The sequence below is a fragment of the Bradyrhizobium sp. STM 3562 genome, assembly GCF_045571435.1.
In the GTDB taxonomy this organism is placed as follows: domain Bacteria; phylum Pseudomonadota; class Alphaproteobacteria; order Rhizobiales; family Xanthobacteraceae; genus Bradyrhizobium.
On record NZ_CP120694.1, the window covers coordinates 5,411,365 to 5,424,698 of the forward strand.

Consider the following 13,334-nt stretch of genomic DNA (forward strand, 5'->3'; position numbering starts at 1 on the left):
TGCACCTCGTCCTCTTCAATCTGTCGCGCAAGCAGCTTGCGCTTTGAACTTTCAAAAAAGCCGGCCCGGCCACTCAAGGCCGGAGCCCGCCTCAGGCGGTTTTCTTGTGTTCGCCCCGGATCACGGTCCAGCGCTTCAACTTCGAGATCGGCCTGCTCTCCTCGATCCACACCGTGTCGCCCGGCTTGAACTCGTTGTTCTCGTCGTGCGCGTGGTAGTTCTTGGAGCGGCGGATCGTCTTCTTGTAGATCGGGTGGGTGAAGCGGCGATCGACGCGCACCACCACCGTCTTGGCTTGCTTGTCGCTGACGACCACGCCCTGCAGCGTACGTTTCGGCATAGGTTGTCCCTTACTTCTTCTTCGCGCGCTGTTCGGCGGCGATGGTCTTGATGCGGGCGATGTCGCGACGCGTCTCCTTCAGCCGCGAGGTGTTCTCGAGCTGCCCGGTGGCGCGCTGGAAGCGCAGGTTGAAACGCTCCTTCTTCAGATTGAGGACGGCATCCTCCATCTGGTCGGGGCTCATCGCGCGGATGTCGGAAACTTTCATCTGGGCCATGAGCATTACTCCGCAATGCGCTCGACGAAGCGCGTCTTGATCGGCAGCTTGGCGGCGGCGAGCCCCAAGGCCTCGCGCGCGGTCTGGTTGTTGACGCCGTCGATCTCGAACAGCACGCGGCCGGGCTTCACCCGCACCACCCACAATTCCGGCGAGCCCTTCCCGGAGCCCATGCGGACTTCGGCCGGCTTCTTCGACACCGGCACGTCCGGGAACACGCGGATCCAGACGCGGCCGGCGCGCTTCATGTGACGGGTGAGCGCGCGGCGGGCGGCCTCGATCTGGCGCGCTGTGACGCGCTCCGGCTCCAGGGCCTTCAGGCCGAACTGGCCGAACGACAACGTCGCGCCCGAAGACGCGACGCCGTGGATGCGGCCCTTATGCGCCTTCCGGAACTTCGTTTTCTTTGGTTGCATCATGGCTTTAAGCCCTCAAACTCTTCTTTGCCTTAGGCGGCGTCGCGGCGCTGCCGCGGGCTGCTCTCGCCCTCGGCCATCCGCTTGTCCTGCGCCATCGGATCGTGCTCGAGGATCTCGCCCTTGAAGATCCAGACCTTCACGCCGCAGGTGCCGAAGGTCGTGAACGCGGTGGCGACGCCGTAGTCGATGTCCGCGCGCAGGGTATGCAGCGGCACCCGGCCCTCGCGATACCACTCCATACGCGCGATTTCGGCACCGCCCAAGCGGCCCGAGCAGTTAATACGGATGCCTTCGGCGCCCAGCCGCATCGCCGACTGCACCGCGCGCTTCATCGCGCGGCGGAACGCGACGCGACGCTCGAGCTGCTGTGCGATCGATTCGGCGACGAGTGTCGCATCGAGCTCCGGCTTGCGGATCTCGACGATGTTGATGACGACGTCCGACGAGGTGATGTCGGCGACCTTCTTGCGCAGCTTGTCGATGTCGGCGCCCTTCTTGCCGATCACAACGCCCGGCCGCGCCGAGTGGATGGTGACGCGGCACTTCTTGTGCGGGCGCTCGATGACGATGCGCGCGACCGCAGCCTGCTTCAATTCCTTGTGCAGGATCTCGCGGATCTTGACGTCCTCGTGCAGCAGCTTGCCGTACTCGGCCTTGCCGGCGAACCAGCGCGAATCCCAGGTCCGGTTGATGCCGAGACGCAAGCCGATCGGATTGATCTTCTGACCCATCTTATTCTCCTACGCCCCGCCTTACGCGCTCGCCTCGACCTGACGAACCACGATCGTGAGCTGCGAAAACGGTTTGAAAATGCGACCCGAACGGCCGCGGCCGCGCGGAGCGAAACGTTTCATCACGATGCCGTTGCCGACGAACGCCTGCGAAACCACGAGATCATCGACGTCGAGGTCGTGGTTGTTCTCGGCATTGGCGATCGCCGACTCCAGGCACTTCTTCACGTCGACCGCGATCCGCTTGCGCGAGAACTGCAGGTCGGCGAGCGCGGCCGAGGCCTTGCGGCCGCGGATCATCTGCGCGACCAGGTTGAGCTTCTGCGGGCTCACCCGCAGCATCCGGGCGACCGCCTTGGCCTCATTGTCCGCGAGGGCGCGTTGGCGCTTTGGTTTGCTCATGGCTTAATCCTCAAGCCTTCTTGGCTTTCTTGTCGCCCGAATGGCCGTGGAAGGTCCGGGTCGGCGAGAACTCGCCGAACTTGTGACCGACCATTTCCTCGTTGACCGAGACCGGCACGTGCTTCTGGCCGTTGTAGACGCCGAAGGTCAGCCCGACGAACTGCGGCAGGATGGTCGAGCGGCGGCTCCAGATCTTGATCACGTCATGACGGCCGGAGGCGCGCGCCGCATCTGCCTTCTTCAGCAGCGACGCTTCGACGAACGGGCCTTTCCAGACTGAACGAACCATGTCCGGCGTTCCTTACTTCTTCCGCTTGTGGCGGCTTAGGAGAATGAATTTGTCGGTCGACTTGTTGGAGCGGGTCTTCTTGCCCTTGGTGGGCTTGCCCCATGGGGTGACCGGATGACGGCCGCCCGAGGTGCGGCCTTCGCCGCCGCCGTGCGGGTGATCGATCGGGTTCATGGCGACGCCGCGGTTATGCGGCCGACGGCCGAGCCAGCGCTTGCGTCCCGCCTTGCCGATCGAGATGTTCATGTGATCGGGGTTGGACACCGCGCCGATGGTGCCGCGGCAGCGGCCGTGCACCAGGCGCTGCTCGCCGGAGTTCAGGCGGAGAATGACGTGGTCCTGGTCGCGGCCGACGATCTGGGCATAGGTGCCGGCAGAACGCGCGAGCTGACCGCCCTTGCCGATCTTGGTCTCGATGTTGTGCACGATGGTACCGACCGGCATGTTGCCGAGCGGCATGACATTGCCCGGCTTCACGTCGACATAGCTGCCGGCGATGATCGTGTCGCCCACGGCCATGCGCTGCGGCGCCAGGATATAGGCCTGCTCGCCGTCCTGGTACTTGATCAGCGCGATGAAGCCGGTGCGGTTCGGATCATATTCCAGCCGCTCCACGGTCGCGGGAACATCGACCTTGTTGCGCTTGAAATCGACCAGGCGATAGGCCTTCTTGTGGCCGCCGCCGCGGAAGCGCACGGTGATGCGGCCGTTGTTGTTGCGTCCGCCGGTCGACAGCTTGCCTTCGGTCAGGGTCTTGACCGGCTTGCCCTTGTAGAGGGCCGAGCGATCGACCGTGACGAGCTGACGCTGGCCCGGGGTCGTGGGATTATAGTTTTTAAGTGCCATGACCGTATCGCCTTAGAGTCCGGTGGTCACGTCGATGCGGTGGCCCTCTTCGAGGGTCACGATCGCGCGCTTTGAGTCCGACTGCGAACCGAAATTGCCGCGGAACACCTTGGTCTTGCCCTTGCGCACCAGCGTGTTCACGCTCTTCACCTTGACGTCGAAGAGCTTTTCGATCGCTTCCTTGATCTGCGGCTTGGTCGCCTTCGCAGCGACCTTGAACAGGACCTTGTTGTGCTCGGACGCCATCGTGGCCTTTTCGGTCACGACCGGTGCGATGATCACGTCGTAATGGCGCGGCTCGATATTCTTCATTTGAAGCGCGCCTCCAGCGCATCGATCGCCGCCTTGGTCAGCACCAGCTTCTGACGGCGCAGAATGTCGTAGACGTTGATGCCCTGGATCGGCAGCACGTCCATGTTCGGGATGTTGCGAGCAGCGGCGGCAAAGCCGTTATGCAGCTCGGCGCCGTCGATGATCAGCGCATTGGTCAGCCCCAGGCCGGAGAAATGTCCGACCAGCGCCTTGGTCTTGGCGGCCTCGAGCTTCGCCTCCTGCAGCACGACCAGGTCGCCGTCCTTGGCCTTGGCCGAGAGCGCGTGCTTGAGCGCGAGCGCACGGACCTTCTTCGGCAGGTCGGTGGCGTGCGAACGCACCACCGGACCGAAGGCACGACCGCCGCCGCGGAACTGCGGCACGCGGGCCGAGCCGTGACGGGCGCCGCCGGTGCCCTTCTGCTTGTACATCTTCTTGCCGGTGCGCCAGATTTCGGCGCGGCCCTTGACCTTGTGCGTGCCGGCCTGGCGCTTGTTGAGCTGCCACTGCACGCAGCGAGCGATGATGTCGGCGCGCGGCTCGAGACCGAAAATCTCGTCCGAGAGCGTGACCGAACCCGCTTCCTTGCCTTCGAGAGTCGTGACTTTCAGTTCCATCTCACGCCCCCTGCACGGCCGGCGCTTCGGCCGCCTGTTCGCCTGAACCCGCAACCTTGAACTTGCCGGGCTTCGGCGCATCCTTCGGCAGCGGCTTCTTGATGGCGTCGCGCACCCTGATCCAGCCGCCCTTGGAGCCGGGAACGGCGCCTTCGACCAGGATCAGGCCGCGCTCGACGTCGGTCTGCACCACACGCAGGTTGAGTGTGGTGATGCGATCGACACCCATGTGACCGGGCATCTTCTTGTTCTTCCAGGTCTTGCCGGGGTCCTGACGGCCGCCGGTCGAACCGATCGAACGGTGCGAGATCGAGACACCGTGGGTCGCGCGCAGACCGCCGAAATTCCAGCGCTTCATGCCGCCCGCAAAACCCTTACCGATCGAGGTGCCGGTCACGTCGACGAACTGGCCGACCACGAAGTGATCGGCCTGGATCTCCGCGCCGACCGGGATCAGCGCGTCCTCGGACACGCGGAATTCCGCGACCTTGCGCTTCGGCTCGACCTTGGCGACCGCGAACTGGCCGCGCTCGGCCTTGGGCATGTAGACCGTCTTGCGGGCGCCGGCGCCGAGCTGCAGCGCGACATAGCCGTTCTTGTCCTTGGTGCGGTGGCCCAGCACCTGGCAATTGCCCAGCTTCAGCACGGTCACGGGGATATGCTCGCCGGTCTCTGTGAAGACCCGCGTCATCCCGACCTTTTGTGCGATCACTCCGGAGCGCATCGGTGTGCTTCCTGTCCTTAACTGTCCGCTTCATCAAAAGCGGACGGAATTGAAATCCTTAGAGCTTGATCTCGACGTCGACGCCGGCGGCCAGATCGAGCTTCATGAGAGCATCGACGGTTTGCGGTGTCGGATCGACAATGTCGAGAAGGCGCTTGTGAGTGCGCATCTCGAATTGCTCGCGGCTCTTCTTGTCGACGTGCGGCGAACGGTTGACGGTGAACTTCTCGATGCGGGTCGGCAGCGGAATGGGTCCGCGAACCTGCGCGCCGGTCCGTTTCGCCGTGTTCACGATCTCACGGGTCGACGTATCGAGGATCCGATGGTCGAACGCCTTGAGCCGTATGCGAATATTCTGGCCGTTCATTGCCGTTTGCTTTCTTTAAGTCGGTGGTGGATAGCGAGCGGCCGATTTTCGTCGGCTGCTCGCTACCCTATTCGTTGGTTTGCTTACTCGATGATCGAGGCAACGACGCCGGCACCGACGGTGCGGCCGCCTTCACGGATGGCGAAGCGCAGCTTCTCTTCCATCGCAATCGGCACGATCAGGTGCACTTCCATGTTCACGTTGTCGCCCGGCATCACCATTTCGGTGCCTTCCGGCAGGTGCACGACGCCGGTCACGTCGGTGGTGCGGAAGTAGAACTGCGGACGATAGTTGGTGAAGAACGGCGTATGGCGACCGCCCTCCTCCTTGGTGAGAATGTAAGCCTCGGCCTTGAACTTGGTGTGCGGCTTGACCGAACCCGGCTTGCACAGCACCTGGCCGCGCTCGACTTCCTCGCGCTTGGTGCCGCGGAGCAGCGCACCGATGTTGTCGCCCGCCTGACCCTGATCCAGCAGCTTGCGGAACATTTCGACGCCCGTGACGGTGGTCTTCTGGGTCGGACGCAGACCGACGATCTCGATTTCCTCGCCGACCTTGATCACGCCGCGCTCGACACGGCCCGTCACCACGGTGCCGCGGCCGGAGATCGAGAACACGTCTTCGACCGGCATCAGGAAGGGCTGATCAATCGGACGCTCGGGCTGCGGAATGTACTCGTCGACATTGCGCATCAGCTCGAGGATCGCGTCGTGACCGAGCTTCTTGTCGGAGTCTTCAAGAGCGGCCAGCGCCGAGCCCTTGATGATCGGGATCTTGTCGCCCGGGAATTCGTACTTCGAGAGCAGCTCGCGCACCTCGAGCTCGACCAGCTCGAGCAGCTCCGGATCGTCGACCATGTCGCACTTGTTGAGGAACACGACGAGCGCGGGCACGCCGACCTGGCGGGCGAGCAGGATGTGCTCGCGGGTCTGCGGCATCGGGCCATCAGCGGCCGACACGACCAGGATCGCACCGTCCATCTGGGCCGCGCCGGTGATCATGTTCTTCACATAGTCGGCGTGGCCGGGGCAGTCGACGTGCGCATAGTGGCGCTTCTGGGTCTCGTACTCGACGTGGGCGGTCGAGATGGTGATGCCGCGCGCCTTCTCTTCCGGCGCCTTGTCGATCTGGTCGTACGCCGTGAACGTTGCACCGCCGGTTTCCGCCAAGATCTTGGTGATCGCCGCGGTCAGCGACGTCTTGCCGTGGTCGACGTGACCGATCGTTCCGATGTTGCAGTGCGGTTTGGTACGTTCAAACTTTGCTTTGGCCATTTGACTCTCCGTTCAATCGCTAGCTTGCGGCTACCGACAATCAGGCAAACTTCTTCTGGACTTCTGCCGATACGTTCGCCGGCGCTTCCGCGTAGTGGTCGAACTGCATCGTGAAGGTTGCGCGCCCCTGGCTCATCGAGCGCAGGTTATTCACGTAACCGAACATGTTCATGAGCGGCACCATCGCACTGATGACGTTGGCGTTGCCGCGCATGTCTTGACCCTGGATCTGCCCGCGCCGCGAGTTGAGGTCGCCGATGACGGAGCCGGTGTAGTCTTCCGGCGTCACCACCTCGACCTTCATGATCGGCTCGAGCAGAACGGACTTGCCCATCTGCAGCGCCTCGCGGAAGCAAGCGCGCGTTGCGATTTCGAAGGCCAGCGCCGACGAGTCGACGTCGTGGAACTTGCCGTCGATGAGCTGGACCTTCACGTCCACCACCGGGAAGCCCGCGACAACGCCCGAACCCAGCACGCTCTCGAGGCCCTTTTCGACACCCGGGATGTATTCCTTCGGCACCGCACCGCCGACGATCTTCGATTCGAACTCGTAGCCTTTGCCCGGCTCGTTCGGCTCGACGATGAGCGTCACCGCGGCGAATTGACCGGTACCGCCGGTCTGCTTCTTGTGGGTGTAGCTGTGCTCGACCCGCCTGGTCACCCGCTCACGGAACGCCACCTGCGGCGCGCCGATGTTGGCGTCGACCTTGTAGGTACGCTTCAGGATATCGACCTTGATGTCGAGATGGAGCTCGCCCATGCCCTTCAGAATGGTCTGGCCGGACTCGTGATCGGTCGATACCCGGAATGACGGATCCTCGGCGGCGAGCTTGGCGAGCGCGATGCCCAGCTTTTCCTGGTCCGCCTTCGACTTCGGCTCGATCGCGATCTCGATCACCGGCTCCGGGAATTCCATCTTTTCCAGGATCACGGGATGGTTGGGATCGCACAGCGTATCGCCGGTGCGCGCTTCCTTCAGGCCCGCCAGCGCCACGATGTCGCCGGCATAGGCTTCCTTGATGTCCTCGCGGTTGTTCGCATGCATCAACAGCATGCGCCCGATCCGCTCCTTCTTCTCGCGGGTCGAGTTGATGACGCCGGTGCCCGATGCCAGCACGCCCGAATAGATGCGGCAGAAGGTGATGGTGCCGACAAACGGGTCGTCCATGATCTTGAACGCGAGCAGCGACAGCGGCTCCTTGTCGTCGGCCTTGCGCACGACCTCGTTGCCCTTGTCGTCGGTGCCTTTGATCGCGGGCACGTCGAGCGGGGACGGCAGATAATCGACCACGGCGTCGAGCAGCGGCTGCACGCCCTTGTTCTTGAAGGCCGAGCCGCACAGCACCGGATAGAACGCGCCCGAGAGCACCGCTTTGCGGATCAACCGCTTCAGCGTCGCCTCGTCCGGCTCCTTGCCTTCGAGGTAGGCGGTCATGGCGTCGTCATCGAGCTCGACGGCGGCCTCCACCAGCTTCTCGCGATATTCCTTGGCCTGGTCGGCGAGATCGGCGGGGATGTCGACATAGTCGAACTTCGCGCCGAGCGACTCGTCGTTCCAGACGATGCCCTTCATCCTCACGAGGTCGACGACACCCTTGAAGTTGTTTTCGGCACCGATCGGGAGCTGGATCGCAACCGGCTTGGCACCGAGGCGATCGACGATGTCGGACAGACACTTGAAGAAGTCGGCGCCGGTCTTGTCCATCTTGTTGGCGAAGACGATGCGCGGAACCTTGTACTTGTCGCCCTGGCGCCAGACGGTTTCGGTCTGGGGCTCGACGCCCTGGTTGGAATCGAGCACGCATACGGCGCCGTCGAGCACGCGAAGCGAACGCTCGACCTCGATGGTGAAGTCGACGTGACCGGGCGTGTCAATGATGTTCAGCCGCTTGCCGTTCCAGAACGCGGTGGTCGCAGCGGAGGTGATGGTGATGCCACGCTCCTGCTCCTGCTCCATCCAGTCCATCGTCGCGGCACCTTCGTGCACTTCGCCGATCTTGTGGCTCTTGCCGGTGTAATAGAGGATGCGCTCGGTGGTCGTGGTCTTACCGGCGTCGATATGCGCCATGATACCGAAGTTGCGGTAGTCCTCGATGGCATGTTGACGGGGCATGGAGCTATTCCTTCAAATTCCGTTCGTTTCGCCGGATCACCAGCGATAATGCGAGAAGGCGCGGTTGGCTTCCGCCATGCGGTGCACGTCCTCACGCTTCTTGACGGCGTTCCCCCGGTTGTTCGACGCATCGAGCAGCTCCGCCGAGAGCCGCTCGGTCATGGTCTTCTCGTTGCGATCGCGCGCAGCCGCGATCAGCCAGCGAATCCCCAACGCCTGCCGGCGCACCGAGCGAACCTCGACCGGAACCTGGTAGGTGGCACCGCCGACCCGGCGGGAGCGCACCTCGATCGTGGGCATGACGTTTTCCAGCGCCTGCTCGAAAACTGTCAGCGGGTTCTGCTTGGTCTTGTTCTCGATGATGCCGAGCGCGCCGTAGACGATGCTTTCGGCGACCGACTTCTTCCCGGCATACATCACCGAGTTCATGAACTTCGTAATGATGATGTTTCCGAACTTCGGGTCCGGAAGCACTTCACGCTTTTCGGCAGAATGGCGACGCGACATCTGTTCGTTTCTTTCCTCGTCATGGCCGGATTTGCCCCGGCCATCCACGACTTGGTTCCTTGCTCGAGGCCCCCGGGTCTCATTTCGTTCGCCCGAGGATGACCTTCGCTACGCTCCGGTCAGTTATTTCGGACGCTTGGCGCCGTACTTCGAACGGCGCTGCTTACGGTTCTTGACGCCCTGGGTATCGAGGACGCCGCGGAGAATGTGGTAGCGCACGCCCGGCAGGTCCTTGACGCGGCCGCCGCGGATCATCACCACCGAGTGCTCCTGCAGGTTATGCCCCTCGCCCGGGATGTAGCCGATCACCTCGAAACCGTTGGTCAGGCGCACCTTGGCAACCTTGCGGAGCGCCGAGTTCGGCTTCTTCGGGGTCGTCGTATAGACGCGCGTGCACACGCCGCGCTTCTGCGGCGACTGCTGCAGCGCCGGCACCTTCTTGCGCGACTTCTGCACCACGCGCGGGCTTGCGATCAGTTGGTTGATCGTCGGCATCTTGGCCTTCACCTTCCAGTTCGCGCGAAACCGATCGGCTTCGCAAAAATCTCTCGTTCGGGGTTACCCGCCCCGGCGGTTTCGAGGGTTACCCGCCCCGCCGGGCTCCGCTCCTTGCGAAAACAATCGCGCAAAGCGAAATCGCGCCAGCCGCTCATCGCTGAGCGGAAAGCGCTTCGACGCCACAGAGGACCGCGGTTTATTGACCTAACAGCAAGCGCTGTTCGATCCGCCACCGAGGTCATGCATCCGAATTCAATCTCAAGAGGACGTGCTCTAGAGAACTAAAATCGTCCTGGCATTGCCTAGCTATTTGCGACAGCGTTTGAGCGGCATTCGTCGAGGTTGGTGCCCATCCATGCCACCAGGGCGGGATGGGTGTTCCGTGCCGACGCTGGCGTTGCTCACCGCCTGTCGTTAAGTGCGCGCCTTGTATAAGCGTGAAATAGGCAAGTCAAGGCGAAACCACAAGTAAAGGAGAACGGAAGAAGCGCCTTTCTCAGCTACGGAATTGGCTGCTTCGCAAATGTGCAACCGATGGTCGAGGCCACCCTCGCCGCCTATGCCTTTATATCTAGCATATCCAGCAGGCGGCCGAGTCGGTGTTCGGCACCGAGCCGACCGGCATTTTACCCGGACATTATATTGCCAGATATTGCCGGGCATCAAGGCCGCCAAGCCGAGGACCCCCAGCGCCGCGATGATGGTGCCGGAATCGAGACGGCGGGTGCCTGATTCGGCCCCATAGGCATCCGGGCGACCGTTCACCAGCAGTTGCAAAGGCCCGACGGTGGTATGTACCGGCCGGCGCGATCAACGGCCATTGCCCCCGGCTTAAGACGCCAGTGCAAGCGCCATCCCCCCGCAGGCGCTTGCGATGACAACCACGAGCGGCGGCGCCCGCCACGCGATCAGCAGCACGAAACCGACCAGGGCGATTGCGAAATCACCCGGCGCCTTCACGCTCGAGGTGAAGACCGGGTTGTAAAGGGCTGCCCCGAGAATGCCGACCACGGCGGCATTGACCCCACGCATCGCGGCCTGCGCGTCCGGGCGCGTCCGGAATGCGTCCCAGAACGGCAGCATGCCGAGGAGAATCAGGATTCCCGGAAGAAATATGCCGATCAGGCCGAGTGCCGCGCCGGCGAGGCCGTGCGGCTCCGGCCTGACGACGGCGCCGAGATAGGCGGCGAAGGTAAAGAGCGGTCCCGGCACCGCCTGCGCCGCACCATAGCCGGCGAGAAAGGCGTCGTCGCTGATCCAGCCTGGCGTGACGAAGGCTTCACGGAGCAGCGGCAGCACCACGTGGCCGCCGCCGAACACCAGCGCGCCGGAGCGATAGAAGGCCGCGAACAGATCGAGCCCGCCGGCCTGCGAATGGCCCGGCACGGCCAGGACCCCGACCAGAAGGATGAAAAAGGCGGCAAGCGCCGCCACGCCGGCGCGGCGCGAGACCGGCATGCTGACATGCCCGCCGGTCGGCGGGGGTGCGCCGCGGCAGAGCCAGAGGCCTGCCAGAGCGCCGAGCAGGATCGCCGCGATCTGTGCGACGGAGGCGGTGCTGAAGAGGATGATCACGGCGGCAAGCGCCGCGATCGAGGCGCGCTCGCGATCGGGACATAGTGAACGCGCCATGCCCCAGACCGCCTGCGCGACAATTGCAACCGCGACGAGCTTGAGGCCGTGCAGCAAGCCCGTGCCGAGCGGGCCGCCTAGCGAGGCCGCGCCATAGGCAAACAGCACCAGCACGATCGCTGACGGGAGCGTGAAGCCGGTCCATGCCGCCAGCCCGCCGAGATAGCCGGCGCGCATCAGACCGATGGAGAAGCCGACCTGGCTGCTCGCAGGCCCCGGCAGAAATTGGCACAACGCGACCAGATCGGCATAGGCCTGCTCGTCGAGCCAGCGCCGGCGCGTGACGAACTCATCACGAAAATAACCGACATGCGCGATCGGTCCGCCGAAACAGCTCAAGCCCAGCTTGAGAAAGGCCGAGAGCACCTCGATGGCAGCCCCCCTTCCGGAGGCCTCCGACTGCTGTGATTGAGCAATGCCTGCCATTGAACCCCCTTCTTCGCGCTCATGCCGCACCAGCTTGTCAGGCGTAGTTGAAGAGCGCCATGAAGCCGAAATCCATATGCAGTTGCTGATGACAGTGAAATAAAGTCGATCCGGGATTGTCGGCGACGAAGTCGAATTCCGCCTCCTGAAAGCCGCCGAGCATCACCACATCCTTGATCACGCCCGCCGTCGGCTTTCCGCCGACGCGAACGAGTTCGAAGCTGTGTCGGTGCAGATGCAGTGGGTGAATGTCGTCGCTGGCGTTCCGGATTTTCAGGCGATAGCGCCGCCCCTTTTGGATAGTATAGGCGGGCTTCAGGCTGTCCATCGAGAACGCCTCACCGTTGAGCGTCCACTGGTTGAAGCCGCCGAGCGCCGCATTGTGCTTGAGGATCGTAAACTCCATCGTCTCCTCGGGCGCTGGGGGCGAAGTGTTTGCCTTGCCGAACCGGCTGTAGTCCCAGCGGAACGGCTTCGGCTTGCTCCACTGCGGTTTGCCCTTGTGACCGGCATATTCGACGACGATGCCCATCCCGCGGTTTCGATCGTCGTCGGTGAGATCGCCCATGATCCAGACGCCGGGATGCTTCATTTCGACGCTAGCGGAAACGCGTTCGGCAGTCCCGATCCAGAGCAGCGGCACCTCGGCCTCGGTTGGCACCGGATTGCCATCGAGGGCGACGACGTTGAAGCTGTGCCCCGGCAGCGCGAGGCTGCGTATCTCGCCCGCGCTGGCATTGAGCACATGAAAGAGCACCCGCTCGCCCTGCTTGACGCGGATGGGCTCACCATGACCCAGCATCCTGCCGTTGATCGAGAACAGGTCGTAGCTGAGTTCGTAACCCTTCGCCTTTTCTCTCGCCGCTGCGTCGGCGGCCTTGCCCATGTCCTGCAGCGCCTTGATCGGCTCGCCGACCAGCGCCTCCATGGGCATGTCACCGCCGTGGCTGAAGGAAGGCTCGAATTCCTTCAAGACCAGGAAGATTTCCTGGTCGTAGGCACCGGGATTGTTGCGCGGTTCGATGTAAACCGGGCCGGCCTGGCCCGTATAGGTGCCGCGATCGAGATCACTGCCCGCCACCACATGGGTGTGATAGAAGCGAAAGCCTGAAGGCTTCGGGGTGAACGCGATCCTGCGCATGCCGTGGGCTGGCACGAAGGGCGTGCCCTCCTCGGCCGCACCGTCCACCTGGCTCGGAAGCATCTGCCCGTGCCAGTGAACGAGCTCCGGCGTATCGGTATCGTTGTGAACGTCCACGACGACGCGCTGCCCCTCGTGGAAGCGCAGCCGCGGTCCTGGAAACTGTCCATTGTAGAGCGTGGTCGAGACGATGTGGTCGGGCGCGAGCTCAACCAGGCCATTGGCAATTCGCAAGGTGTAGTCAGGCTTCTCATGATCCGGCTCCTCGGCCCTCGCGAGCCGCGGCCACGCGCCTGCGAACGGCACCAGGGCGGCGCCTTTGAGTAAGTTGCGGCGGTCAATCGACATGGTTTCCTCCAAGTCGTTTCCTCACGGCCGCCCTGCCCGGATCATGCTAACGCGCGAGATTATCGAATGTCGATTCGCGAGCTGACCGGCGAATTGCACGGCTCAAAGCGAGGGTGGCGCATGCGCGTGTG

The 13,334-nt window shown here is 63.4% G+C and carries 17 protein-coding genes; all 17 read right to left on the reverse strand.

Translation table 11 applies throughout. The features are described 5' to 3' along the window. Positions 1 to 91: 91 nt before the first annotated feature. Positions 92 to 340, reverse strand: a complete 249-nt coding sequence (gene rpsQ / locus P6U23_RS25210) for a 30S ribosomal protein S17 (protein ID WP_407175232.1) — start codon at positions 338 to 340, stop codon at positions 92 to 94. A 10-nt stretch (positions 341 to 350) separates the two neighbouring features. Then, positions 351 to 557 (reverse strand): 50S ribosomal protein L29, encoded by a 207-nt coding sequence (gene rpmC / locus P6U23_RS25215; protein WP_407175233.1) that lies wholly within the window; start codon positions 555 to 557, stop codon positions 351 to 353. Between the two features lie 5 nt (positions 558 to 562). Beyond that, positions 563 to 976: a 50S ribosomal protein L16 gene (rplP, locus tag P6U23_RS25220; protein WP_024509039.1), complete on the reverse strand. Its 414-nt coding sequence runs from the start codon at positions 974 to 976 to the stop codon at positions 563 to 565. A 29-nt stretch (positions 977 to 1,005) separates the two neighbouring features. Then, positions 1,006 to 1,707: a 30S ribosomal protein S3 gene (gene rpsC, locus P6U23_RS25225; RefSeq protein WP_407175234.1), complete on the reverse strand. Its 702-nt coding sequence runs from the start codon at positions 1,705 to 1,707 to the stop codon at positions 1,006 to 1,008. 21 nt (positions 1,708 to 1,728) lie between these two features. Beyond that, a complete protein-coding gene (gene rplV, locus P6U23_RS25230; protein WP_024509041.1) occupies positions 1,729 to 2,109 on the reverse strand; it encodes a 50S ribosomal protein L22 in 381 nt (126 codons plus the stop codon). 10 nt (positions 2,110 to 2,119) lie between these two features. After that, positions 2,120 to 2,398 (reverse strand): 30S ribosomal protein S19, encoded by a 279-nt coding sequence (rpsS, locus tag P6U23_RS25235; RefSeq protein ID WP_024509042.1) that lies wholly within the window; start codon positions 2,396 to 2,398, stop codon positions 2,120 to 2,122. A 12-nt stretch (positions 2,399 to 2,410) separates the two neighbouring features. Then, positions 2,411 to 3,244: a 50S ribosomal protein L2 gene (rplB, locus tag P6U23_RS25240; protein WP_407175235.1), complete on the reverse strand. Its 834-nt coding sequence runs from the start codon at positions 3,242 to 3,244 to the stop codon at positions 2,411 to 2,413. A 12-nt stretch (positions 3,245 to 3,256) separates the two neighbouring features. Then, positions 3,257 to 3,556 carry a 50S ribosomal protein L23 gene (locus P6U23_RS25245; RefSeq protein ID WP_024509044.1) on the reverse strand — a complete coding sequence of 100 codons (300 nt, stop codon included), beginning with the start codon at positions 3,554 to 3,556 and terminating at the stop codon, positions 3,257 to 3,259. Further along, entirely contained in the window at positions 3,553 to 4,173 is a 621-nt protein-coding gene (rplD, locus tag P6U23_RS25250) for a 50S ribosomal protein L4 (protein ID WP_024509045.1), read from the reverse strand. Before rplD ends, P6U23_RS25245 begins: the two co-directional genes overlap by 4 nt. A 1-nt stretch (position 4,174) precedes the next feature. Then, on the reverse strand, positions 4,175 to 4,897 hold the full coding sequence (rplC, locus tag P6U23_RS25255) for a 50S ribosomal protein L3 (protein ID WP_407175236.1): 723 nt from the start codon (positions 4,895 to 4,897) through the stop codon (positions 4,175 to 4,177). Between the two features lie 58 nt (positions 4,898 to 4,955). Further along, positions 4,956 to 5,264: a 30S ribosomal protein S10 gene (gene rpsJ / locus P6U23_RS25260; RefSeq protein ID WP_002712302.1), complete on the reverse strand. Its 309-nt coding sequence runs from the start codon at positions 5,262 to 5,264 to the stop codon at positions 4,956 to 4,958. Between the two features lie 83 nt (positions 5,265 to 5,347). Further along, a complete protein-coding gene (tuf, locus tag P6U23_RS25265; protein ID WP_407175237.1) occupies positions 5,348 to 6,538 on the reverse strand; it encodes an elongation factor Tu in 1,191 nt (396 codons plus the stop codon). A gap of 40 nt (positions 6,539 to 6,578) precedes the next feature. Then, on the reverse strand, positions 6,579 to 8,651 hold the full coding sequence (gene fusA, locus P6U23_RS25270) for an elongation factor G (RefSeq protein ID WP_407175238.1): 2,073 nt from the start codon (positions 8,649 to 8,651) through the stop codon (positions 6,579 to 6,581). A 36-nt stretch (positions 8,652 to 8,687) separates the two neighbouring features. After that, positions 8,688 to 9,158: a 30S ribosomal protein S7 gene (gene rpsG / locus P6U23_RS25275; protein ID WP_024509049.1), complete on the reverse strand. Its 471-nt coding sequence runs from the start codon at positions 9,156 to 9,158 to the stop codon at positions 8,688 to 8,690. A gap of 123 nt (positions 9,159 to 9,281) precedes the next feature. Then, a complete protein-coding gene (gene rpsL / locus P6U23_RS25280) occupies positions 9,282 to 9,653 on the reverse strand; it encodes a 30S ribosomal protein S12 (protein ID WP_011473880.1) in 372 nt (123 codons plus the stop codon). Between the two features lie 834 nt (positions 9,654 to 10,487). Continuing rightward, on the reverse strand, positions 10,488 to 11,714 hold the full coding sequence (gene chrA, locus P6U23_RS25285; protein ID WP_407175239.1) for a chromate efflux transporter: 1,227 nt from the start codon (positions 11,712 to 11,714) through the stop codon (positions 10,488 to 10,490). A gap of 37 nt (positions 11,715 to 11,751) precedes the next feature. Then, entirely contained in the window at positions 11,752 to 13,203 is a 1,452-nt protein-coding gene (locus P6U23_RS25290) for a multicopper oxidase family protein (RefSeq protein WP_407175240.1), read from the reverse strand. Positions 13,204 to 13,334 lie beyond the last annotated feature (131 nt).